The following is a 24,784-nucleotide window of genomic DNA, read 5'->3' as shown; positions in this document are numbered from 1 at the left end:
GCCAAGCCCCCTTCCTACACGCCGATACCTGTCCAGCCAGCGACGTGGAAGGCCATCATCCTTGGGTAGCGTTGCACCACATTTCTCGACAATGCGCGGGGGTAAGCTGCCGCTTACCCCTCGATCCCTTCTGTTAGTATTTCACCATTTAGGTGGGTGAGTCCGCTGGGCTGTTCTCTCGCCGATCATGGATTTTGGTGGTGCTGATGTTGGCATGACCCAGCCAAGCCTCGACCTTGGCGATATCGGCCCCATGCTCCCAAGCATTGGAGGCTGCGGTTGCTCTGGGTCCGAGGACGCCTGTGCCGTCGACCTCAATCCCGGCCTTCTTCGCATAGGTTTGGGCTGTGCCCTGCTGGATTCTGCTAATCATGCTTTCGATTTCGCGGGTGCTCTTACCAGAGCGCTGAGCTAGAGCCCGAACTTCTTCGGCAACCGCTGCAAAGTCTCGACCTGTGTCGCCTGCGCGCGCAGACGCGATGGCAGCGTTGAGAGCCAGCAGGTTGGTCTGCTCGGCGCCCGAGCGGATATCCATGGGACTCTCACGCACGTATCGTCAGCTCTTCATCTAGGCAGCAGGAAGAGCACGGAATATGGAGAACGAAGTCGCGATTGAGAACTGGAACGTTCGATGCATGATCGTTGCTGGAAGGGTCCTGTGTACTGACTGCATGGAAAGCCAAGCACTGGAGCACTGCGAAAGGCCGTTTCCGCATGCCGACACCTGGTGCCGGAGAACATGGAGTTCGAGATCCCGCAGATCATCGGCCCAGAAGTCTGGCAGACCCTGGATCGCTCCAGCCGGGTGACCTTTGGTAAGCAGGTCAAATAACTGCGAATGGCGGAGCCATCCGGCTCACATAACTGCGGGCGAGCTTGCATAACATTTACGCTGCTGGCGACTCCACCGACTAGCCACAATTTGGATACGTTGCGGCGCAGCTGGGATCCGGGCGGCAATCATATGACGGGCGGTAAAGCGGCGCTCGACCTTAACGCTATGCCAGCAGTGGTCTTTACTGACCGGCAGGTCGCGGCATTCGGCTAGAGCGAGGGGCAAGCGCACCAAGCTGGTATCGAGACGGACAGTCACATCCTCAGCCTGGGGATGTGCCGCGCGCGCTCGTGAACTTCGACACACACGGCTTTATTAAACTCGTGGTTGACGCCACCACCGGGCAACTGATCGCCGTACAAGCTGCGGCTCCGGAAGCTGACAAGTTAATTCAAACGGCCGGGCTGGCAATTCGCCGCCGTATGACTGTGCGAGAATTAACTAACCAGTTGTTCCCTAGCCTGACGATGGTAGAGGGCTTCTGCGCATCAAGCGATCAGCTGTTGCAACGTCTTCGCCATCTGGCGCGGATTTCTGATCCGCTATTTCAGGTCAGCAATCTGCGCTTGCGCAAGGCGTTTGACATAGGAACTTGCCGCTACCGGTCATTCCACAGGCTGAGCAGTTCACCGATTTCCATTATCGAGAAGCCGAGGTCCCGTGCACGCCGGATGAAGCGCAGACGGATGTACGTCGCTCAAGGCGTATGCCCGATAGCCAGACTCTCTGCGCGCCGCACACGAAATCAACTCGTAGTAGCGAATCATTTTGCCGAGACACCAGACTCTTGCAATGCTTCACCAATATTCATGTCAACTCCTCCATCTCATTCGTCTTTCAATGCTGGTTGAAAGCCGCGCAGTCGCAACGCGTTGGCAAGCACGAAAACGCTGGACAATGCCATCGCGCCGGCGGCGAATACCGGCGACAGCAACACGCCATACGCGGGATACAGCATGCCTGCCGCCACCGGGATCAGGGCCGTGTTATAGGCAAAGGCCCAGAACAGATTTTGGCGGATGTTGCCGATGGTCGCTTTCGACAGGGCGATAGCATTGGGGACGCCCTGAAGACTGCCCGACATGAGCACCACGTCCGCTGCTTCCACCGCGACATCGGTACCCGTGCCGATCGCTAGGCCGACGTCAGCCTCGGCCAGCGCAGGTGCGTCGTTGATGCCGTCGCCTACAAACGCGACGCAACCGTGTTCGGCCCTGAGCCGCTGGATCGCCTCCACTTTACCCGCGGGTAGGACTTCAGCAACAACCTCGTCAATTCCGAGACGTGACGCGATCGCCTTGGCGGTACGTTCGTTATCGCCGGTAATCATCGCGACTTTCAAACCCAGGCGGTGCAAGGCAGCGATGGCAGCGGGCGTGTGCACCTTGATAGGGTCGGCCACGGCAATAACGGCGGCTAGGCGCCCATCGATTGCAGCATACAGCGGAGATTTTCCTTCCTCGCCAAGCTTCTGCGCCGTCTGCGCGAAGCCTGCTACATTCAGGCCAAGCGAGCGCATGTACCGATCAGCCCCCACTTCCACGCGCACGTCGTTCACCAAGGCGCGCACGCCCATTCCGGTAACGGATTCGAACTCAGTAAACGCCGGGAGGATTAGGCCCTCTTTCTCAGCAGCCTCGACGATTGCACGCGCGATCGGATGTTCGGAGCGCGACTCTACCGCTGCAATGCTTGCCAGTACCTGAGCACGCTCGAAAGTGGGGTCAACTTCCAAGTCAGTCAGGGCCGGCCGTCCTTCAGTCAGCGTGCCGGTTTTATCCAGCGCCACCACTTTCGCGTCCTTCAGGAGTTGCAATGCTTCGCCCTTACGAAAAAGCACGCCTAGCTCCGCCCCGCGTCCAGTACCGACCATGATCGAGGTTGGCGTCGCCAGCCCCATCGCGCACGGGCAGGCGATAATGAGTACCGCCACGGCGTTCACCAGGGCGAAGCTCAGCGCCGGTGACGGACCGAAAGCGAGCCAGATCAGGAAGGTGGCCAGGGCCGCCCCCATGACTGCCGGCACGAACCACATCGTTACCTTGTCGACCACCGCCTGGATCGGCAACTTGGAGCCCTGTGCCTGTTCCACCAGGCGAATGATTTGTGCGAGCACCGTTTGCCCACCCACGGCTGTGGCCCGCAGGGTAAAGGCGCCCTTCTGGTTGACGGTGCCACCTACCACGGCACTTCCATTTGATTTTTTTACCGGGACAGGTTCGCCGGTAATCATGGATTCGTCGACGTAACTGTCGCCCTCCATCACCTCGCCGTCGACCGGAATAAGCTCGCCCGGACGTACCTCAACCACATCGCCGGCGACGACGTCGCCAATCGGAATGTCGGTTGCACGGCCGCCGCGTTCCACGTGGGCCATTTTTGCCTGCAGGCCGACCAGTCGTTGGATTGCCTGCGATGTGCGCCCCTTTGCCTGGGCCTCCAGAAACCGTCCCAGCAGGATCAGTGCCACGATCACGGCCGCCGCTTCGTAATAGACGTTCACGGTGCCGGCCGGCAGCAGGCCGGGCATGAAGGTGGCGACCACCGAATACGCATACGCGGCCAACGTACCGACAGCCACGAGCGAATTCATGTCCGGCGCAAGCCGCAGCAGTGCGGGAAACCCTTTGGTATAGAAACGGCGTCCTGGGACGAGCAACACCAAGGTTGTCAGCACGAACTGCAGATACCAGCTCGGCCCTTGACCGATGTTCTCCATGACCCAATGGTGCATGGGAGGAATCAGGTGCGAGCCCATCTCGAGAATGAAGACCGGCAGCGCGAGCGCTGTGGCGAGCAGCAGGTCGCGCTTGAGCGCCGATCGTTCCGCATCCTTCCTTGCTTCGGCCTCGTCATCGCCGGAGCGAACATTAGCGTCAAGGCTGCGGGCTTCATAGCCGGCCTTCTCGATTGCTGCCAGCAGCGCATCAAGCGCCGCCACGCCGCGTACCGTCGCACGCTCGGTCGCCAGGTTCACCGTAGCCTGGCTCACGCCCGGCACGGCCTGAAGCGCACGCTCGACTCGCCCGACGCACGATGCGCATGTCATGCCTTCGACAGACAGTTCGATTGTCTGCGCAGGAACAACGTATCCTGCTTTCTCGATTGCCTGGACCAAGGCAGCACGGTCGACCGGGCCGCTTCCGCTCGCCCGTACTTCCGCCCGTTCCGTCGCGAGGTTAACCACGACGCTGCCGACACCTTGGACGTTTCCAAGCGCCGCCTCTACGCGTCCGACACAGGAAACACAGGTCATTCCTTCGATCGGCAGACTGATGGGTGCTGCGCTGGTACCAGACATTGCTTTGTTTGAAATGCTCATGTTTGGTCCTTTACATTGCCTTCAACATACTGGCACCGTAAACCTTTTCATCGTGGGAAAGTCAAGGACTTAGGTCAAACTCGCGACGCAGTCTTACGGACGCACGCAGAGGTGGAGGCTGAGCCGTATGGGTGCAAACTGACAATGTGTCCGAGGTTGTCAAGGACAGTGCAAAAACCGGGTTTTAAATTACGTACGGGTGAGGCTGATCTGACTTTCCTGGCAAGCGCGTCTTGCGCTTCACAATCCCTTCGATAGCGGGGCCGCTATTTTTTAACGAGCGCGGGTGGCATGACGCTTTGCAAAGGCGTAGGCAGTCGCTGCAATCCCCAATGCACCAGCGTACGTTGCCATATGGAACCCATCAGCCAATAGGGCCATCGATCCGGTAACGTAGCCAGCGCCTATCAGCGACCATCATCAAGACAGTAGGAGTGACAACCCATGGGCGCCCTTGGCCTGCAAGTACTCAACTGGTTTTCTGAATTAATGTATGGCCGGCGGCTGCCATAATCGCTGCAAAAGCCTCAGGCGTTTGGATAGAGGTGGCCTAGCCCTTGAAGCGCTACAATGTGCAGCGGATAAAACCAATAACTCCAAGCCGTAACCGGCCATAATTTGGTGGTTGTTTTCCGACGGAGAAGCCAAAGCCCGATCAGCGGCGCAGCTAAAGCTACGAGTAAAGCCATGATTGAAGAAACTTCCATATTCATGGCGCGAGTCCAAGCAGTCCCCCGCGTATTGACGACCACGCATAAAACGGCCGGTAAGAGCCAAAACAAGCCGGCCTTCTTCTGAATCGCGATTAGTGTAGCTGCAGGGATAAGGCATCCCCAGAATCCATACATCAAGGGCGTATGTAGCAGAATGGCTGCAGCCAAGCCTACGATAGCCAAGAAACCGCTGGATAGGCATCGGTGATGAACCCCCCAAGCTATTACCAATCCCAACGTGAGGGTAGGCATTACGTTGAAAGTCTGAGCGATTTCGAAATAGCGGTAGGGCACCTCCGAGATAGCGGAAAAGGCCAGCATGAGTCCTAAATAACGCCCATTAGCCTTTGTCGCGAATTCGCCCTTCGTAGAGCGGGCGACGTTTGCACCAATAACGAGACAGAAGAGCGGAAACGAAAGGCGCCCAGGGATGAAAAGGTCGGTGAGATTTGGCAGGACCATACGTAAGTGATCGATCACCATGGTAACCAATGCAAGCCATTTGACCAAATCAAGGCCGCCTTCGCGCTGGCTTGTGGGAAGCTTTTTGCTAAAGTGCTGCTCCGCCATATAGTTCCTTCCACGGACCAATGAGCGCCTCTCGTGCCATGTCCAGCGGCATGCGCTATATCCGGAACGGGCCGCGTACTCTCATCCCCTTGAGGTCTGTAGCCGCACTTCGCTTATCGTGACTGCCGGACAATGAATTAGGAAGTTTCTAAGTCGAGACCCACAGCTAAGCAACGTATTTTGAGGAGCGGCGCCGTCTGGCGCCGCTATAGCGTACCAGTATGTTGACCTTGCCGGCCAAGACTAGTGTTTGCTGAGCCAGGCTTTCAGTTTCGCGACGTCTGCGGTTTGGTCTTTGATGGTTTTCTCTGCCATCTGTTTGATCGTTGGATCGTCTGTATTCTTTAACACGATTTGGGACATATCGATAGCGCCTTGATGATGCTCGACCATCATCCTGGCCCAGCTTTCCGATGGGTCAGAAGTCATGCCTTTCATCATCCCTTGGTTCATCTTTTGCATTGCCTTTTCATATTCGTCCGATGCTGCTCCGCTCATGGCGGACGAAGCGGCCTTGTTCTGGCTATTTTTCTCAGTGTAAGCCGAGTGAGCGTCGTTGTTAGCTGCGAACGACAACGGCACAAGGCCCGCAAAAAGAACGGTTCCAAGCGAAGTGCAAGCGAGAAATTTCTTGATCATTGGTCTACCTCAGAGCTTTTTGGCTGTCAGTACAGGACCGTGACTAAAGACCTGTTCACTTACCTTAGTCAAAGAAAATCAGAGCAGGTGCCATTCGAGGCGGGTTTTTTTAACGTGGCCGCCCAATGCTTGCGCACCAAGCACTGCGTAAGTCGGCTCACATCACGAGTAACTACCCATTGTGCAGCTTCGGTATCACAGGTCGGAAGCGATGGCTTTATAATCTCGAAAGACTTGGTCGCCGGCACCAGCGGTCAAATGTCTCCAACGCTGTGGCGTTAATGCGTTCCAAGGAGCCTGTTGAAGCTTTCATAAATGTAATTTTGGCGTCATCTGTTCGTAAGCTTCCAGTCATCAACATCTGCGCTTGCCGGTGGCTCTTAAACAATAATAAAACAGGTCGATATGTCTTTTAAAGCAATCTGCCGATTCGTACGGAGCGCATATGACTCACCTCAAAAAAATATCTCTCGCCATCCTTTCGACCCTCGCTGGTGTTGCGCCTATCGTTGGCTCCGCGGAGGAGCAGAAGGAGGGGTTCGTCGAGGGCAGCACTCTAAATGTGTTGAGCCGAACTTTCTATATGAATCGAGACAGCCGCAAAGGGCAGTCTAGCCCTACTGGGAACGGTTACTCCGAGGCTTCTGCGCAGGGGTTCATTGGCAAATTTGAATCAGGCTTCACCCAGGGTACATTCGGTGTCGGGGTCGACGCGTTTGCCCTTATGGGTTTGAAGCTCGACACCGGGAGAGGAAGAAACGGTTTGCAGAGTTCCTTCAACGTTCTGCCTGTGTACAACGACGGTAAGGCAGACGACGAGTACACCAAGGTGGGTGGCTCACTTAAAGCACGAGCATTTGATACCGTTGTTAACGTTGGTGACGTATTCCCTGTTACGCCTGTGGTTTCGTATGGTGACTCCCGCGTGCTGCCCGAGAGCTTCCGCGGCGTGACTGCCATCAACAAAAGCATTTCCGGCTTGACCCTTCAGGGCGGTAGGCTCCACTCCATGAGCCAGCCCCAGTCCACGTCCATGCGCGATAATTTCGAGACCTTCTATGCTGGTCCAGTCAATTCGCCCTGGGTTGCATATTTTGGCGGCGACTACGATGCAACTGACCGTTTAACGCTCAGCCTTTACGGAAGCAAGTTGAAAGATGCCTGGGACCAGAAATACGCCTCTGCTTTATACGTGTACCCACTTTCTGACCAGATGGCCTTAACGGGCAGTGTGAACTATTACAACGCAACGGATGATGGGAAGAAACTTCTTGGCAAGTTCGATAATGATATCTGGAGCATTAAGGTGGGCCTGAAATACGGTTCTCATACCTTGTCAATTTCGCATCAGAGAAACCAAGGGGATGACGATTTTGACTACCTCAGACAATCCGACTCGATTTACGTTGCCAACTCCATTCAATACAGCGATTTCAATTCGCCTAAAGAGCGTTCATGGATGGCGACATACAGCTTGGACATGAGCAACTTCGGCGTGCCAGGCCTTTCGTTCATGACTCGCTATGGCAAGGGAACGGACGCTGATTACTCTAGTGCCAACAGCACCTACATGCGTCGAGATTCCGATGGAAATCCGCTAAAAGATCAGAAACGCTGGGAGCGAGACATCGAAGCCAAATACGTCGTTCAAGCCGGTAGCTTGAAGGACATGTCATTCCGGGTTCGGCAGGCTACAACTAGAGCCACAGCATTTGAGTCCGACCTGGACGAAATCAGACTGATTGTAGAGTACCCTCTCAGTGTGCTTTGACAAACAGAGGCTACCTCTACGTTTAGCAGCTGAAATGGCAAAATCGCGCCAGTTGTTAGGCTCACACGGTTAGGATTGTGCATTATTTAATGATGCAGATAAATAGCCTTGGATAGGCCTGCATGGTTTAACAGGTTGTGCATATCATGTACTTAGGCCGAAAGGTATATCCTGTCGGTACGACATTCACCTTTAGAAGCTCCCATGCTCCTTTGGTCAAGGTGAATCTTTAAGCGCCTGTTAAGGCGCTTTTTTTTGTCTGCCAGATTCGGCGTAAACGACAAAAACCTAGGTTTGCAGTTTTCCGCCCGCCGCACCGCTTGCAGGCCTCAACTAACTTAAAAAATAGTTCAGGCTAACCGTAGGCAATTCCACTCGCGTCAATGGTGAGCACTTCTCATGGGGCTGATGAATGCGCTGAGATTAGAAGCGCCACCAGTGGCCAGGAACCGTTGCTGTCCCGACCGGATGTTTGCCGACTAGTCGCCGTTTCCGTCTTGCTTAGCGTAGGTCTTACAGCAAATCGTTGACAGAGCGAAGACGGACGTTTGCCTGGGGTAATTTCCAGATCCCTTTATCCCCCCGCATATCACCAAAATGCAGGATGAGCCAGACGGCTTAGCTTTCAGATTTGTAATTTTCGGCTAAGGCTGCTGAAAGCCTGACTCACTTAATATTCTCATCAAGCACAACGCTTCACCTCCTGCCAATCAGGCAGAGGTATCACAAGGAAAAAAGCATGAAGATCTCCAAAATTCTCGTTCTGACCTGCAGCTTGGCAATCTCTTCTTTCGCGCTTGCAGAAAGCGGCGGCGACCGCACGTTTGACCGGATGATGAAAGCGCGTGAGGTCGCGGTCCAGGCTTATAACGAGTCGGCGGCAGCGGCTCCAAACCGCGATGTGGCGCAGCAAGAGTCTAAGGCCTCGAAGCCGCACGGCTGATATCCCAACCTTACCGAATTGTAATCATGCTGTTGGCTGGCTTGTGGCATCTTTCATCCAACACGCTCGTGGCTGCTAATCTGAATCTTGATATGCGCATCTCACGTGCTAGCTATACATCCGACTGATGGGAACAAATCGGTATGCAATCCAAGACTTCTCGGCGCACCTTCGTAAAAGGTCTCGCAGCTGGCGGTATCCTCGGCGGCCTCGGGCTATGGCGCACCCCTGTATGGGCGGTTACCAGCCCAGGCCAGCCCAGCGCTCTGTCGGGTACTGAGTTCGATCTATTTATAGGCGAAACCCCGGTGAACATCACAGGTAAAGCCCGTACGGCTATGGCTATCAATGGTGGGATTCCTGGGCCGCTGTTGCGCTGGCGGGAAGGCGACACAGTCACGTTGCGTGTTAAGAACCGGTTAAAGGAAACGACGTCCATTCACTGGCACGGAATAATTCTTCCAGCAAACATGGATGGCGTGCCGGGGCTCAGCTTCCACGGCATCGAAGCTGACGGGATGTACGTCTACAAGTTCAAGGTCAAGCAGAACGGCACCTACTGGTATCACAGCCACTCCGGGTTTCAAGAGCAGGTCGGCGTATATGGGCCGTTGGTTATCGATGCCAAGGAGCCGGAGCCTTTCAAGTACGACCGCGACTATGTGGTGATGCTGACCGACTGGACCGACGAAGACCCTGGCGCTTTGATGAGCAAGCTCAAGAAGCAGTCCGATTACTACAATTATCACAAACGGACGGTTGCAGATTTCATTCACGACGTCAGCGAAAAAGGGTGGTCGTCGACCGTCGCTGATCGAAAGATGTGGGCCGAAATGAAGATGAACCCCACTGACATCGCAGATGTGAGTGGAGCGACCTACACGTACTTGATGAATGGCCAAGCGCCAAACATGAACTGGACGGGCATCTTCCGGCCAGGCGAGAAGATCCGCCTTCGCTTCATCAACGGTTCGGCGATGACGTACTTTGACGTCCGCATCCCAGGGTTGAAGATGACGGTAGTGGCGTCTGATGGACAATACGTCAAGCCTGTCAGCGTGGATGAATTCAGGATCGCAACAGCCGAAACCTATGATGTGATTGTCGAGCCCACCCAAGAGGCGTACACGCTTTTCGCCCAGTCAATGGACCGAACAGGGTATGCATGTGGAACGCTGGCTGCCCGTGCCGGTTTGACCGCCCCAGTACCGCCGTTAGATCCGCGTCCCCTAGTGACCATGGCCGACATGGGCATGGCGGGGATGGATCATGGTGGGATGGCAGGTATGGGAGACATGGGCGGCATGGACCAGGGCGGTATGAAAGGCATGTCTGGTATGGATGGTGGTGACATGAAGGGCATGGACAGCATGGCTGGCATGGACCACAGCAAGATGCAGGGCATGGACCAAGGCGGCATGCAAGGCATGTCTGGTATGGACGGTGGGGACATGAAAGGCATGGACATGGCTGGCATGGACCATAGTCAGATGTCCATGGGCGGCATGTCTGGGATGGCGGGGATGGGCGCTATGCAGTCCCATCCAGAAACCGAAAAAGACAATCCGCTGGTCGATATGCAGGCGATGTCGACCTCGCCGAAGCTTGACGACCCCGGCATGGGCCTTCGCGACAACGGGCGCAAGGTTTTAACTTACTCGGATCTAAGAAGTACCTTTGAAGATCCCGACGGCCGCGATCCCGGTCGCACGATTGAGCTCCATCTGACAGGTCATATGGATAAGTTCGCTTGGTCGTTCAATGGCGTGAAGTTTTCCGACGCAGAGCCGATACGTTTGAAATACGGCGAAAGGGTCCGTGTTGTATTGGTCAACGATACGATGATGACTCACCCGATTCACCTGCATGGTATGTGGAGCGACCTTGAGGACGAGAACGGCAATTTCATGGTCCGTAAGCACACGATCGACATGCCCCCAGGCTCCAAGCGTAGCTATCGAGTGACCGCCGATGCGCTTGGGCGTTGGGCTTACCACTGCCATCTACTTTTCCACATGGAAATGGGGATGTTCCGTGAAGTACGTGTGGAGGAGTAAGAAATGACCATGAGAACCAATTTGCGCATCACCTACGTACACGTAGCGGTCGTAGCTGCCGGGTTAACCTTGGGCCCAAGTCAATGGGTAGCGGCAGCCGACAGCGCCAAAGCCTCGGACCACGGGCAGATGCAGGGTATGGATCAGAGCCAAATGCAGAGCATGGACCATAACCAGATGCAAGGCATGGACCACAGCCAGATGCAAGGCATGGACCACAGCCAGATGCAAGGCATGGACCACAACCAGATGCAAGGCATGGATCACAGCCAGATGCAGGGCATGGACCATAACCAGATGCAAGGCATGGACCACAGCCAGATGCAGGGCATGGACCACAGCCAAATGACCGGGATGGCCCCCAATACCCAGCAGGCGCCGACTCAGAGCCGCACGCCAATTCCTGTTCTGACGGATGCTGATAGAGCCGCTGTCTACAACGCTCCCGGCGGCCATGAAGTACATGACAGTGGCTACAACTCGTTCATGCTCATTGACCAGCTGGAATGGCAGAACGCAGATGAAGGCAGCGTCCTTAACTGGGACGCCAAAGGTTGGATCGGCGGCGATGTGGACCGTCTGTGGTTGCGCACAGAGGGTGAACGGACCAATGGCAAAACCGAACAGGCAGAGGCGCAAGCATTATGGGGTCACGCTATCAGCCCCTGGTGGGACCTGGTAGGTGGGGTGCGTCAGGATTTCAAACCTGGTGATCCGCAAACGTGGGCTGCGTTTGGCCTTCAGGGCTTGGCGCTCTATAACTTCGAAACAGAAGCCACGGTTTTCCTTGGCGAGGGCGGCCAAACCGCAGCGAGATTAGAAGGTGATTACGACATTCTGCTGACGAATAAGCTCATTCTTCAGCCCACCGCCGAGATCAATTTTTACGGAAAAAATGATCCTCAGCGCGGTATTGGATCTGGCCTATCCGAAACCGAATTAGGCCTTAGATTACGTTATGAAATACGGCGAGAATTCGCACCCTACATCGGGGTGACATGGAACCGATCATATGGCAACTCTGCCGATTACGCCCGAGAGGAAGGCGAGGACCGCAGCGAAGCACGCCTAGTTCTTGGTGTCCGTATGTGGTTCTAAACGCATCTTAAAAGTGACACAACAAACCAAACCTCAAACCTACAGCTTTGCGCTGTGAGGAGCCTTGCATGTCTATTTTCAAAACTACTGCTGTTGCTGTTGCGCTGTCTGGCGGCCTGCTGATGAGCGCCTTGGCCCAAGCTCACCCTAAGCTCGTGTCGTCCACGCCCGCCGAAGGTGAAGCGGGTGCGGCTCCAGGTAAGATCGAACTGCATTTCTCCGAGAACCTCGTGACTCAGTTCTCTGGCGCCAAGCTGATCATGACTGACATGCCTGGCATGCCAAACTCCCCCATGGCTGTAAAGGCCAATGTCGCTGGCGGTAGCGACCCTAAAACCATGGTCGTCACACCAGCTTCACCTTTGACCGCAGGCTCATACAAGGTGGAGTGGCGCGCTGTGTCATCTGACACGCATCCAATAACCGGAAATGTTACGTTCAAAGTGAAGTAAGCCATGAGCGACTCTGTCAACGTTGTACTGCGTTTTGCCCTTTATACGGACCTGATGTTGCTGTTTGGCTTGGCGGTATTTGGGCTCTACAGCCTACGCGGACGAGAGCGGATATCGGGGGCAGTGTTGAATTTTGAGTCGCTGCTGGTTGCGACCGCTGCAATGGGAATGGTGCTTTCCGTCGTCGGGATGATTGTTCTTGCGCAAAACATGAGCGGCGCTGCTGACTGGGCGGAGCTCCAACCTCACATTGGGATGATGCTGACTGAAACCGAAGTTGGTTTTACCTGGATCATCCGAATGTTCGCTCTAGCTCTGGCGCTGCTTGCGGCGACCCTGAACAAGCGCTGGCCGTCGTCAAGCCTCTGGATTGCTGCAACAGGTGCGGGGCTTGCGCTTGCTTCGCTTGCCTGGAATGGCCATGGGGCAATGGACGAGGGAACCCGCAGGTTCTGGCACTTTGCCGCTGACATCCTGCACCTGCTAGCGGCGGGAGGCTGGATCGGGGCCCTGGCTGCGTTCGGACTGTTGTTGAGGCTTAAAAAACTTGAGGCGAAGCACCTGGTCGAGGTCCTTTCACGTGCGTTAACGGGTTTTGAGTCGGTAGGCGCTCTTATCGTTGGGGTCATTGTCGCAACGGGCGTGGTTAATTACCTGTTCATTGTAGGGCCCAGCCTGGATGGCGTTACCGACAGTACCTACGGTATTTTGCTTTTCGCAAAACTCGCGCTGTTCGGTGGAATGGTGGTACTCGCAGCACTCAACCGGTTCCACCTAAGCCCATTGCTGGAGCAATCATTACAGGCGGGCGACTACACATCAGCGGTAAATGCTCTGAGGCGCAGCATGGTCCTGGAGTTCTCCGCTTCGGTGGCAATTCTGTTGCTGGTAGCTTGGTTAGGTACATTAAGTCCAGCAATGGACATGGCTGCCTGATAGCTACCGGCCCTGGTCATCCTCAAGGCCCTTTTCTTCCCGAAAAGGGCCTTCCGCATTTTAGGCATAGTTCGCTGTCATCAGACTTACTGAAATGTAACTTTGAGCTCACATTAACGACAGCTTTCTGTCGTTATAGTCTCCATACAAACATATGCACATGGAGATTTGTAAAATGAACAACCTTGCCTCCCTTTCACTTGCGTTGTGCTTTGCCTTCGTGACTTCTTTTGCATCCGCTGATGGTCGAAACGACCCAGTCTATGGCGAAATGATCAGAGCCAACGAAAAGTCTATGGAAAAATACGCCCAATCTAAAGGAAAGGGTCAACCTGAGGTGATTCATTATCAATATGGCTTCAAGGCAGATATTGCTAAAGTATTAGGTACGACTTCAGCCAAGGGAAGCCGTCTCGCTTTTGGCAACTGCGGCGTGATGCCGGCACAAATGAATTACGAGGATAGTAATGGCAATATCAAAATTCTTGAATACGTTATGCTGCCCAACAACTGCACTAATGCACACTGATGTTTAGCCGTCGGGTTCGGTAGTTGAGCTTAACGTTCTATTAATTGCGCTGCTAACGATGTTGGAAACCAAACTCGCACTGATACGGTTACATCCCTTAGAACTCTTTCAGAATTTTAAAGGTAACGGCATAACAAGCGGTGCGTGAACTTGACAAGCGCTCAGTGAATCGCCCCGGTAAGCGTCACGTCGGCTAGAACGTTATAGATCAGATCCGCCATCTACTCCGGCCCGTTGGGCAACCGGGGCAGCTGAATCAGGAGTTGATCCAAGGATGCTGGGCAAAATTGCCATGATTCTTGCCGCCCTTATGTGCGCGAACGGCTCCGGCCGTCGCTTGTACACTGGGCGTTGCCGCAGAGCACGCAACCCACGCGATCGTCTTGGGGAATCGCCCAGCGCGCTGGCCCAGCCTTTCCTGGACAAGGTGGCCTTCGCCACGGAAGGGATGATGACCTCGTCATCTTCGCGCGGCCGGTTCTCGTATGCAAAAAAATTACCTTACGCTTAACCGGCTGCCACTATAGTGATAGTTGGTTGCCAACTCCGCTAAGAAACCCCGCGCCCTTATCAAGTCCGATATAGCATCAGTTACCTGAAGCCTGCTCAGCTGCCTTTGAATGACGTCCGACCGCTCAACGCCAGCTTGGCCTCGACCGTGAGTCTTCAAGCTGCGCACGATTGATCAGGCTGCAGTTGTACAGCGAGACGATAAAGCTTGAGCGGGAGCGTGTTTGGTTCGGCCGCAGCCTCGGTGCCGCTCGTTCTGATCAGCGCGAACATCAGACGGGCACGGCCGATGGCATTGTCACTGGACATGGTCACCAGCCGGGGTCCTCACAGTGCACTTCTGTTGACGCTTTTAAGCATGACCCCTCCTGCTCCATACCGCTGGGGCGAAGCGATAACAGTTGCGTCCCGCGCGCTTGGCCACGTACATGGCCGCGTCAGCACTTGCTAACAATTGCTCCGGTGTGGTCAACGCGTAGGCCGGGCAGACCGTGACCCCCACGCTCGTGCCGATCTTTACCGTATGCCCACGCAGGTGAAAAGGCTGCGCGAGGGTTGCGCACATAGCAGCAGCGATTCGTTCGCAAGTGTCCTGAGCCTTGGCGCCTGACGCAATCACGACAAACTCATCGCCCGCCAAGCGGCACACAGTATCGTGCTGACGCACTTTTTGACGAAGCCGTTCGGATACCTGGCATAAGAGTTCATCGCCAAGGTCGTGACCATACTCATCGTTGACCCTTTTGAAGCCATCGAGATCGAGGAAAAAAACCGAAAAATCAGCCAGGCCTCGCTCTGCTGAGTCGACGGCCTCGCTGAGTTTTTCCCTCAGGGCCGCGCGGTTAGGCAAACCGGTCAAGTGATCGAGCAAGGCCCTGTCTGGGAGCGATTTCTCTTTCCGCTTTTGTTCAGTGACGTCCAGAGACATGACGAAGAATCCAACGATGGCTCCGTCACGCACGTCGGGTATGTAGGTGGCGCGCCAAATCCGGCCGTCAAGATCGTCGTAGCGAATGTCGTCCCGAGTGCTGCGATCGCCCGCTAGGGCACGGTCGAAATACGGCAAAAGTTCCTCGTAAACCGCAGGCTTCAGGACAGTCTGGACAGACTTTCCTCGCAGCGACAACGGATCGACATTGAAAATCTCCTTGTATCTGGCGTTATTAAAAACATAGCGCAACTCCGAATCCACCTGCGCGATCAACATAGGCACGTTGTCAGCGATGGATCGAAGGGTTTCCTGACTTCTCACAAGGTCAACGGTTCGCTCAACTACGCGCTGCTCTAGTTCGTGCTGATGATTCAGTATCAACTCCTCGCTGTGCTTACGCGTGGTGATATCCAGGATCACCGCGATAAGATGCAGGGGCGCACCCGCGGCCTCTCGCAGGATCGCGACGCTCAAGTCGACCCAAACAAGTGATCCATCCTTGCGCACATAACGCTTTTCCAACGAGTAGTTCTTGCGACAGCCGTTGATGAGATCCGCAACCAAGGCCAGATCCTGCTGGATATCGTCCGCGTGAGTGATTTCCTGAAACGTCTTGCTCAGAAGCTCGTCTGACGAATAACCCGTTATCTCGCAAAATTTAGGATTAACGACTGAAAATCGCCCGTCCAGATCGACGATGGCCTTCCCTGTCGGAGTTTCTTGAAAAACTGTAGCGAACCTTGTTTCACTCAATGACCGAGCGCGACGCTCATCATCATAGATTGTCCGGGCCTGGCCGGACATGCTGCGATGAAACAATTCTCGCTCGACCGCCCGGGCCAGATCTTTCATAGCTGTGAGGGTGCTTTGAGTAATCAACCTTGGGCGATGGTCAATCGCGCACAGGGTGCCTACTACATAGCCTTCGCTGGAGCGAAGAGGGATGCCGGCGTAAAATCGAATAAAGGGCGCTCCGACAACAAGAGGGTTGTCGTGAAACCTGACATCTGTGGCCGCGTCCTCGACGACCAGAGAGCCCTCTGCATGCAGGGCATGGGCACAGAACGCAATATCCCGCGAGGTTTCGCAAGTATCCAGTCCCACCTTGGACTTGAACCATTGCTTGTCGGCCTCAACCAGCGATATCAACGCGGTGGGCACCTGCAACAACTCGGCCAGGACTCGGGTGAACCGGTCGAATGTCTCCTCGGTAGCTGTATCCAGAACATCCAGGCTGCGGAGAAACTCCAGCCGCGCCTCCTCGTTAACCGGGTAAGGGGCAATCAGCATTGCGATATGATCCTTTTGGTGACCCCGTCCGGACGCGCGTTCCAAGACTTTCGGTCGCTTGCCTGAGAATTTGTAGTCCCGACTCTCCGGCGAGCGCTGCACCGTTGACCGACCCAAGCTTCGGTTTTTAGTTTGCAAGTGAACGCTGAATGACTCGAGCATGGGAGATGCTGCACCAGCCGTATAGGTCTGCTGCACCACTTTGCAACAGGCTGCTTTCGGCCCGTCAAGGGTACGATGCGTCTGGTCAAGTCAGCGCAAATGCCATACCAAGCCGAATTGAAGAAGTGGTCAAGTCCGCCCGAGCACAGTGCCATATCATCTCAGGGCCCATGCACCCCCAAAATGTGCGGGCATTCTCGCCTTCATTGCTCGAAGCGAACAATGTCTGGTCGTGGTCTACTGGCTCATTGATTGGCGGTCCGAATACAGCCCGACTGGCCCCATGCAGTTGGAGATACATCAATTCGACTGCTGCTCACTTGTTCGCTGGATAGCTCGCCACGACCACCTGTGCTCCTGCCTTGCTCAGACCGACAACGTCGTAAGCCTGTGACGTTTGGCCATTTTCCATTCCTGGCGAGCCCATAGGCATTCCGGGGACTGCAATGCCCACCAGGTCCTGACGACCGCGCAGGTCCTTGATCTGTGCGGCAGGCACATGGCCTTCGATGAACTTTCCATCAATCACCGCGGTGTGGCAGGAGGCCAGTCCTTGCGGCACACCGAGGCTCTGCTTAACGGCACTCATGTTGCTTTCAACATGATCGTTGATCTTGAAGCCATTGGCTTCAAGATGTTTGATCCAAGCCTTGCAGCAGCTGCAATTGGCGTCGCGGTGCACGTCGAGTGTCAACGTATCCGCGGCATTTGCCGCGCCTGCAAAAAAAAGTGCTGCAACAAGCGTTAGCCGTAGGTTGGCCATGACATTCCTTATATGGAGCCGGCGTTTGCCGCTCAGTTTTCGATAATTTTAACGACAGCAGCAGCCGCGGCCTGTCTGAGCGCTGGGAGTGGAATCACGGACCGCGACAGCCAACTCAGCGGGGTATCCAGCTTCATTCAGGGCATTTACCAGGCTTTGTTCGTCAGGAGATCCGCTGACCGATACCTGCCCGGTTTTCAGCTCGACTGTTACATCTACGACTCCTGCCACAGTCACCAGCGCAGCTTTGACATGCTTAACGCATGCGCCGCAGCTCATGCCTTGTACCGTTAATTCGGTTGTACCCATGACGAAACCCTCAGTCGTGGTCAGAACTCTCCTGACCAGTAACCCATCTTTGACCTTGACAGCGTGTCAAGGTCAAGCCCCGTCAGCAAGCAGTAGCTTAAGCGTTATGCCTGGTCGCTCTCGATTACAATTTTGTAAGCTTGTGCGATCGAAACTGGGATATTGCGTCACGTTGTGTTTCGATAGTGCTCGTTGACACCGATGCTGTAACTCACCGAGATCCGATTGACCTACATGTCCCGCTTCGCACTGGCTGTGTTCATGATTTTTACCCTCATTCTTCCGGCATTCGCAAGCGTGGGCGCAGTCATGCCTGCCGAACCGTGCCCGATGCAGACAATGATGGATGGTGCACAGCACGCCCTGGCGGACGAGCCCTGCGCAGACATGGGTGACTCGGCGTCCATTGATCATAAGTCCGTTTGCAAACCCGGACAGGACTGTAAAAGCAGCGCTATGGTGCAGATCAATCCTGCCCAAAATCTTGCACCGATACGCCCCCTTCCGCAGTTGACCTACTTCGCTCTCACGGTACAGCGGGTCCTCGCTGATTTCTGGCGCCCGCCCCGTTTAGCCTGATGCCTATGTCCGAATCGTATCCTCTGGAGGGTACGTAATCGTTGCCGCTATCTTTTCAGCGGCGGCGCTGACCTTTGCATTGGAGGCTGTTCATGCCTGCTCTTCTACCTGCACATCGACGGCACGCAAGCATGTTGGCGATGCTTCTGCTTTGCCTATATTCGCTGCGGACCCCTGCCGCGGACCTGACGTTTGAACGCGCGCAACAGCTGGCTGAGTTGACCGCTCCAGAAAACCTCGCGGGGCTGGCTCAGGTGCAGTCAGCACAAGAATCAGTCGTGCCCGCTGGAGCGTTACCTGACCCCAAGCTAATTCTGGGCGTCGATAATCTGCCTATCGAGGGCCAGGACCGATACTCACTTGACCGTGACTCCATGACGATGCGCCGTGTTGGGCTGATGCAGGAATTTCCCAACAGCGACAAGCGCGATGCCCGACGCCGCTTCGCCCAGGCAGCCGTAGGCCGTACACAAGCGGAGCAGCGTGCGACGGTGCTTGAGACCAAGCGCCAGGCGGCCTTGGGCTGGCTTGATGTTTTCTATGCCCAACAGACGGTTGATCTGTTTGATGAGATGCAGAAGCAGATTGGCGTTCAGCTTTCAACCCTGCCCGCTCAGGTGGCGGGGGGTAGCTCAAGGGCAGCGGACCTCATACAAGTTCGCCAAGAAATGCTTGCGCTGGAGGACCGCCGGGACGAACTGGCCCGTGATGTTGCCATAGCTCGCGCCAAGCTACGGCGGTATATAGGTCCCGACGCTGATCTTCAACTCTCAGGAACTGCGCCGGCTTTTGATCTGAATACTCATCCCGCTCACCGCAGCCTGTCGGCTCATCCAGATCTGCAAGCTGCTAGCGCTCGGGTCACTGAAGCGAACGCTGAGCTCGACGAGGCCATTGCTGCAAAGAAGCCAGACTGGGGAGTCGAGTTTGTCTATGGCAATCGCGATAACCGCTTCGGCGACATGGTAAGCCTGCAGTTCACCTTCGACCTTCCAATCTTCGTTGGGTCTCGACAAGGGCCTCGTATCCACGCCAAGCAGCAAAATGTTGCTCAGATGGAGGCACAACAGGAAGTAATCCTGCGCAACCATGAGGCCGAGCTTGAAAGCGGATTAGCCGAGGTCAGCCAGGTCCGTAAAGCGCTGGAGCGAAACGAAGCAACCTACATACCTCTGGCCAGTAAGCGGGTTGCGCTGGAGACGGCCAGCTATAAAGCCGGCACCGGTCAGCTGAGTGCGGTTATCGAAGCTCGCAGGGCATTGATTGAGGCACGGCTGCGGCGGGTCGAGCAGCAAAGGAAGCTGCATGAGCTGAGTTCCAACCTCTACTTTGCGTACGTGGAGGCTTTGAAATGAGGCCTTCCAGCATCGTGTTACCCATGGTCGGAGCTGGGCTGCTGATGGCGGGAGTCACCGCCGGCTATCTGATGGGCAAGCCCAGCGATCCGGCGCCAGGCAGCACGCCTTCAGTGTCAATGCCAGACACTGCGAAGGTCATCTACTGGTATGACCCAATGAAACCTGACCAGCATTTTGATAAGCCTGGGCGTTCGCCTTTCATGGATATGGAGCTTGTCCCGAAATATGCCGGCGGTGCTGAAGATAGCCGAACACTCGCGGTCCCTTCGCAAGTCGTACAGAACCTAGGTATTCGCACAGCGAAGGTAACGCTTGGGATCATTGATTCAGCCACGGACGCGGTAGCATCCGTTGCTTATAACCAGCGGGAGATAGCGACACTCCAGGCTCGCTCGAGTGGCTACGTGGAAAAGGTTTACGGCCGCGCCGCCGGGGATGTTCTTCCAGCAGGCGCTCCTTTGGCTGACCTCCTCATTCCGGAATGGTCCGCCGCCCAGCTTGAATTCATTGCGGTGAAACAGACCGGCGATCATGAGTTGATTCAAGCCTCTCGCGAGCGCTTACGTCTTTTGGGCATGCCTCAATCAGTGATCAATCAGGTGCAACGCTCAGAAAAACCTGTTGCGGTGCATACAATCGTCACCCCAATGGCTGGCGAGCTTCAGTCATTGGGGTTGCAGGTCGGCATGTCTGTTTCCAAAGGGCAGGACCTTGCGAAGATTAACGGGCTCTCCACCGTTTGGCTCGACGCTGCGATCCCCGAGGCGGCCCTCGGTAATGTTCAGCTGGGGTCCAAGGTGATTGCGACGCTCGCAGCGTTTCCAGGGCAGACCTTAGCGGGCAAAGTCATTGGCATTCTGCCTTCCGCAGACAACATCACCAGGACCGTGACCGTACGCAGTGAGCTGGCCAATGCCGATGGCCGACTTCGACCCGGGATGTTCGCCTCCGTCCGATTGGGGGCGTCTGGTCAGGAACAAACTTTGTTGATTCCATCCGAGTCCGTCATCCGCACCGGCAAACGGACGCTGGTCATGCTCGCGGAATCAGAGGGGCGTTATAGACCACAAGAGATTGGCATCGGCCTGGAGGCCGACGGTAAGACGCAAGTACTGTCAGGCTTGTCCGAAGGGCAGGCGGTTGTAAGCTCTGGCCAGTTCTTGCTGGATTCCGAGGCCAGCTTGCAGGGGCTACTGACTCGCGCCGAACCAAGCGAATCCGAGCCGCGTGAACGACGCGAACTACATATGTCCGTAGGAGAAATCATCGATCTCGATAAGGACAGCGTGACCCTGAAGCACGGGCCATTTCCTACCTTGGGGATGCCGGGCATGACGATGTCCTTTCCTTTAGCCAAGCCGGAGCTACTGGACGGTTTGCGGGTTGGCGACCACGTCGATATCGCTGTCTCGAAAACCGACGCGGGACTGTTGGTTGAACGGTTGACCCGCAAGGAGCACGGAAATGATTGAGCGCCTCATTCGCTGGTCCATCGGCAACCGCGTTCTGGTGCTATTGGTCACCTTGTTCCTTGGGGTCGGGGGAATTTGGTCCCTGCGCAGTACGCCGATGGATGCCTTGCCGGACCTTTCAGATACCCAAGTCATCATCCGTACCAGTTATCCAGGGCAAGCTCCCCAGATTATTGAAAGTCAGGTCACTTATCCTTTAACGACGACCATGCTTTCGGTTCCGGGCGCCAAGACCGTTCGGGGCTACTCGTTCTTTGGAGACTCCTTCGTCTATGTGCTCTTCGAAGACGGCACTGACCCCTACTGGGCGCGATCACGCGTGCTGGAATACCTTAATCAAGCCCAGGACCGTATGCCCAAAGGCGTCGTAAGCACGCTAGGCCCAGATGCAACAGGCGTAGGGTGGATCTATCAATACGCATTGGTTGACCGTACCGGCACGCATGATCTTTCCCAACTGCGCTCCATTCAGGACTGGTTTTTAAAGTACGAGCTCAAGACGCTACCCAATGTGGCCGAAGTCGCAACGCTGGGCGGCATGGTCAAGCAATACCAGGTTGTGATGGACCCTCAGAAGCTGGTCGCTTACCGCGTCACTCAACAAGACGTCGAGCAGGCCCTTCGCAGGGCCAACCAGGAGACCGGCGGTGCAGTGCTTGAAATGGGCGAGCGCGAGTACATGGTTAGAGCGTCGGGTTATCTTCAAAGCCTCAATGACTTCAAAAGCGTACCTCTGCGAACGTCGGCCGCAGGTGTTCCGGTTTTACTTGGGCAAGTGGCAACCGTTCAGCTAGGTCCTGAAATGCGCCGCGGCGTCGCTGAGCTGGACGGTGAAGGGGAAGTTGTCGGAGGTGTAGTTATCCTGCGCTCCGGCAAAAATGCGCGCGAAGCTCTGCAAGCGGTGAAGAATAAGCTCGAAACCCTCAAGGCGAGCCTGCCGCCTGGCGTGGAGTTGGTCACGACCTATGACCGCTCGCAGCTGATCGATCGCGCTATTAACAACCTGAGCTACAAACTGCTGGAAGAATTTGGCGTTGTCGCACTGGTCTGCTTGCTCTTCCTCTGGCACCTGCGCTCCTCTCTGGTCGCCATCATCACGTTACCGATGGGCATCCTGGTTGCGTTTATTGTGATGCGGTATCAGGGCATCAACGCGAACATCATGTCCTTGGGTGGGATTGCCATTGCGATCGGGGCAATGGTTGACGCGGCAGTGGTCATGATCGAGAACGCGCACAAGCATATCGAGCTCTGGAGGCACAACCACCCTGACGAGAAACTTCAAGGAGAGGCGCATTGGGCTGTCATTGCCGGCGCTGCGGCTGAAATCGGGCCCGCCTTGTTCTTCAGCCTGTTGATCATCACCTTGTCGTTTTTGCCGGTCTTCACGTTACAGGCTCAGGAAGGACGTCTTTTTGGCCCGCTTGCGTTTACCAAGACCTATGCGATGGCTGCTGCGGCAGGGCTCTCGATAACTCTGGTTCCGGTGCTGATGGGCTATTGGATCCGCGGTCGGATTCCCACAGAACAGCAAAACCCCTTGAATAGATGGCTGATAGCGGCGTACCGCCCTGTCCTCAACGCTGTATTGGCCTGGCCTAGACTGACGTTGTCGCTCGCGCTGCTCGTCTTTCTGTCCAGCCTCTGGCCTCTAAGCCAATTGGGCGGTGAGTTCTTGCCCCAAATGGATGAAGGCGATGTCTTGTACATGCCGTCCGCGTTGCCCGGCCTTTCGGCAAGCAAAGCTACGCAACTTCTTCAGCAGACCGACCGCCTGATACGCACGGTTCCGGAAGTCTCACGCGTTTTTGGCAAGGCGGGGCGGGCCGAAACGGCCACCGACCCTGCGCCGTTAGAGATGTTCGAGACGACGGTGCAGTTCAAACCGAAGGATCAATGGCGGCCAGGCATGACAATGGACAAGCTGATCGAAGAATTGGACAGCGCCGTCAAAGTCCCTGGACTTTCGAATATCTGGGTTCCACCCATTCGCAATCGGATCGACATGCTGGCGACCGGAATCAAAAGCCCGATTGGTGTGAAAGTCGCCGGCACGTCGCTGGCCGAAATCGATCGCGTGGCTCGGCAAATCGAAGGCGTCGCCAAAGAGGTACCTGGCGTCAGCTCTGCATTGGCAGAGCGGCTTACCGGCGGACGCTACGTGGATATCAAGATAAATCGGCTGGCCGCTGCCCGCTATGGCATGAACATAGAGGACGTTCAGGACGTTGTGTCAGGGGCCATCGGTGGCAGCAACATCGGCGAGACCGTGGAGGGTCTAGCACGTTATCCCATCAATTTGCGGTATGGCCGGGAATGGCGTGACACACCGAACGCCTTGCGTGAATTACCCATCCTGACTTCGGCGGGGCAGCAGATCACATTGGGCATGGTCGCGGATATCAGCCTGAGCGACGGGCCTCCGATGTTGCGCAGTGAAAATGGTCGATTGTCCGGTTGGGTGTATGTCGACGTACGAGGCAGGGATTTGGCTTCCACGGTCAGAGAGCTTCAGCAGCGCGTTAGCGAGGCCGTGAAGCCAAGCGAGGGGATGACCATTTCTTATTCGGGGCAGTTCGAATTTCTGGAGCGAGCCAACGAACGACTGACGTGGGTTGTTCCGGCAACATTGCTGATTATCTTCGTCCTGCTGTATCTCACGTTCAACCGGGTGAGCGAGGCGCTACTGATCATGGCGACTCTACCTTTCGCCCTCTCGGGAGGGGTCTGGTTGTTGTATTGGTTCGGCTTTAACCTATCCGTCGCGACAGGGGTAGGCTTCATCGCCTTGGCGGGGGTCTCGGCCGAGTTTGGCGTGATCATGATGATCTACTTGAAAAATGCCTGGCAGGTTCGACTCCATGCGGGTCGTGATGACAGCACCGCCTTGCTCGAATCCATTCGCGAGGGTGCTGTGTTGCGGGTAAGACCCAAGGCAATGACCGTTGCGGTGATCATCGCGGGCTTATTACCCATTCTCTGGGCGAGCGGGACCGGCTCGGAGGTGATGAAGCGCATTGCGACGCCGATGGTCGGCGGCATGATAACGGCGCCACTGCTATCGATGCTGGTTTTACCCGCAGCCTACTGGCTGATGAAGCGAAACCCGTCACGTCGTTAGTCCAGATTGCGCCGAGGTCAGCTTGGCGCTCCGAGATGCTTCCTAACTGATGAAGCCCAGCAAGCTGCCACCCAGGCAGTACCCAATGATCCCAACAATGGAGCTCTTCTGGTACCAGTGCCGAAGCGAACGACCAAAACCGACGCCTTTGCGAAGTCCAAGCTGACGGCTGAGCGAAACGCCCAGCCGTTTGGACATACGCTTGTCAAGCTTTAGGCAACGGAGGTTCTGCTTGGTCAGCCTTATAGTGAGAACCGCCAGAACCGACGCGCAGGTTTCGCTGGGCTAACGCGGCCCGCTTTCAGACAGAATCAAGGCGAGCCTACTCGAGGGAAGCTGGCCACGAAAACAAGAACAGGACTCATCCTCAGCAGCAAGCGCCGTTCAACATTACCATTATGTAAGGTTGCGATATTTCTCTTGG

16 protein-coding genes and 3 pseudogenes are annotated in these 24,784 nt (G+C 55.7%); 11 read left to right on the top strand and 8 right to left on the bottom strand.

From position 1 onward, the window contains the following. Nucleotides 1-148: 148 nt before the first annotated feature. Nucleotides 149-529: pseudogene (locus ACYASU_RS24350) on the bottom strand (methyl-accepting chemotaxis protein); the annotation flags it as partial. Nucleotides 530-864: 335 nt separating this feature from the next. On the opposite strand from ACYASU_RS24350, the pseudogene ACYASU_RS24345 reads away from it, so the two are divergent. Continuing rightward, a pseudogene (locus ACYASU_RS24345) lies at nt 865-1,362 on the top strand (mercury(II) reductase); the annotation flags it as partial. 299 nt (nt 1,363-1,661) lie between these two features. On the opposite strand, the gene ACYASU_RS24340 reads toward ACYASU_RS24345, so the two are convergent. The 4 genes and pseudogenes from ACYASU_RS24340 to ACYASU_RS24325 all read right to left on the bottom strand — a co-directional run bounded on the left by ACYASU_RS24340 (nt 1,662) and on the right by ACYASU_RS24325 (nt 6,079). After that, nucleotides 1,662-4,157, bottom strand: coding sequence for a heavy metal translocating P-type ATPase (locus tag ACYASU_RS24340; protein ID WP_463584344.1), 2,496 nt, complete (start codon nt 4,155-4,157; stop codon nt 1,662-1,664). A gap of 276 nt (nt 4,158-4,433) precedes the next feature. Next, nucleotides 4,434-4,602, bottom strand: a pseudogene (locus ACYASU_RS24335) (cation efflux transmembrane domain-containing protein); the annotation flags it as partial. A gap of 82 nt (nt 4,603-4,684) precedes the next feature. Beyond that, entirely contained in the window at nt 4,685-5,440 is a 756-nt protein-coding gene (locus tag ACYASU_RS24330) for a TraX family protein (RefSeq protein WP_103359868.1), read from the bottom strand. 243 nt (nt 5,441-5,683) lie between these two features. After that, nucleotides 5,684-6,079 (bottom strand): DUF305 domain-containing protein, encoded by a 396-nt coding sequence (locus ACYASU_RS24325; protein WP_065990746.1) that lies wholly within the window; start codon nt 6,077-6,079, stop codon nt 5,684-5,686. Nucleotides 6,080-6,524: 445 nt separating this feature from the next. Between ACYASU_RS24325 and ACYASU_RS24320 the strand changes: the two genes are divergently transcribed. The 7 genes from ACYASU_RS24320 to ACYASU_RS24290 all read left to right on the top strand — a co-directional run bounded on the left by ACYASU_RS24320 (nt 6,525) and on the right by ACYASU_RS24290 (nt 13,865). Beyond that, the gene (locus ACYASU_RS24320) at nt 6,525-7,850 is read left to right on the top strand and encodes an OprD family porin (protein WP_065990744.1); all 1,326 of its coding nucleotides are present in this window, start codon (nt 6,525-6,527) and stop codon (nt 7,848-7,850) included. 739 nt (nt 7,851-8,589) lie between these two features. After that, nucleotides 8,590-8,793: a co-regulatory protein PtrA N-terminal domain-containing protein gene (locus tag ACYASU_RS24315; RefSeq protein ID WP_065990741.1), complete on the top strand. Its 204-nt coding sequence runs from the start codon at nt 8,590-8,592 to the stop codon at nt 8,791-8,793. Nucleotides 8,794-8,936: 143 nt separating this feature from the next. After that, nucleotides 8,937-10,850 carry a copper resistance system multicopper oxidase gene (locus ACYASU_RS24310; protein WP_103359867.1) on the top strand — a complete coding sequence of 638 codons (1,914 nt, stop codon included), beginning with the start codon at nt 8,937-8,939 and terminating at the stop codon, nt 10,848-10,850. 3 nt (nt 10,851-10,853) lie between these two features. Then, on the top strand, nt 10,854-11,948 hold the full coding sequence (locus ACYASU_RS24305) for a copper resistance protein B (protein WP_236469351.1): 1,095 nt from the start codon (nt 10,854-10,856) through the stop codon (nt 11,946-11,948). A gap of 68 nt (nt 11,949-12,016) precedes the next feature. Further along, on the top strand, nt 12,017-12,400 hold the full coding sequence (gene copC / locus ACYASU_RS24300; RefSeq protein ID WP_074294860.1) for a copper homeostasis periplasmic binding protein CopC: 384 nt from the start codon (nt 12,017-12,019) through the stop codon (nt 12,398-12,400). Between the two features lie 3 nt (nt 12,401-12,403). After that, entirely contained in the window at nt 12,404-13,336 is a 933-nt protein-coding gene (gene copD, locus ACYASU_RS24295) for a copper homeostasis membrane protein CopD (RefSeq protein ID WP_103359866.1), read from the top strand. Between the two features lie 175 nt (nt 13,337-13,511). Then, nucleotides 13,512-13,865: a DUF2790 domain-containing protein gene (locus ACYASU_RS24290; protein WP_074294864.1), complete on the top strand. Its 354-nt coding sequence runs from the start codon at nt 13,512-13,514 to the stop codon at nt 13,863-13,865. Nucleotides 13,866-14,727: 862 nt separating this feature from the next. Here ACYASU_RS24290 and ACYASU_RS24285 read toward each other — a convergent pair. From ACYASU_RS24285 to ACYASU_RS24275, 3 genes are all read right to left on the bottom strand, one after another. After that, complete coding sequence (locus ACYASU_RS24285) at nt 14,728-16,596, bottom strand: sensor domain-containing diguanylate cyclase (RefSeq protein WP_236469352.1); 1,869 nt, start codon at nt 16,594-16,596, stop codon at nt 14,728-14,730. A 478-nt stretch (nt 16,597-17,074) separates the two neighbouring features. Beyond that, a complete protein-coding gene (locus tag ACYASU_RS24280) occupies nt 17,075-17,521 on the bottom strand; it encodes a DUF411 domain-containing protein (protein WP_074294871.1) in 447 nt (148 codons plus the stop codon). Nucleotides 17,522-17,569: 48 nt separating this feature from the next. Then, nucleotides 17,570-17,830 (bottom strand): heavy-metal-associated domain-containing protein, encoded by a 261-nt coding sequence (locus ACYASU_RS24275; RefSeq protein WP_103359863.1) that lies wholly within the window; start codon nt 17,828-17,830, stop codon nt 17,570-17,572. A 710-nt stretch (nt 17,831-18,540) separates the two neighbouring features. Here ACYASU_RS24275 and ACYASU_RS24270 point away from each other — a divergent pair. The 3 genes from ACYASU_RS24270 to ACYASU_RS24260 are packed head-to-tail and all read left to right on the top strand — an operon-like array spanning nt 18,541 to nt 24,360. Then, the gene (locus ACYASU_RS24270; protein WP_236469353.1) at nt 18,541-19,764 is read left to right on the top strand and encodes a TolC family protein; all 1,224 of its coding nucleotides are present in this window, start codon (nt 18,541-18,543) and stop codon (nt 19,762-19,764) included. Beyond that, the gene (locus tag ACYASU_RS24265) at nt 19,761-21,239 is read left to right on the top strand and encodes an efflux RND transporter periplasmic adaptor subunit (RefSeq protein ID WP_236469354.1); all 1,479 of its coding nucleotides are present in this window, start codon (nt 19,761-19,763) and stop codon (nt 21,237-21,239) included. Before ACYASU_RS24270 ends, ACYASU_RS24265 begins: the two co-directional genes overlap by 4 nt. After that, on the top strand, nt 21,232-24,360 hold the full coding sequence (locus tag ACYASU_RS24260) for an efflux RND transporter permease subunit (protein ID WP_103359860.1): 3,129 nt from the start codon (nt 21,232-21,234) through the stop codon (nt 24,358-24,360). The genes ACYASU_RS24265 and ACYASU_RS24260 overlap by 8 nt, the downstream gene beginning before the upstream one ends. Nucleotides 24,361-24,784: the final 424 nt, after the last annotated feature.

This window comes from Pseudomonas sp. HP_12 (genome assembly GCF_055283955.1).
Note: the sequence above shows the minus strand (reverse complement) of the source record. Positions and strands in the feature narration are given on the sequence as shown.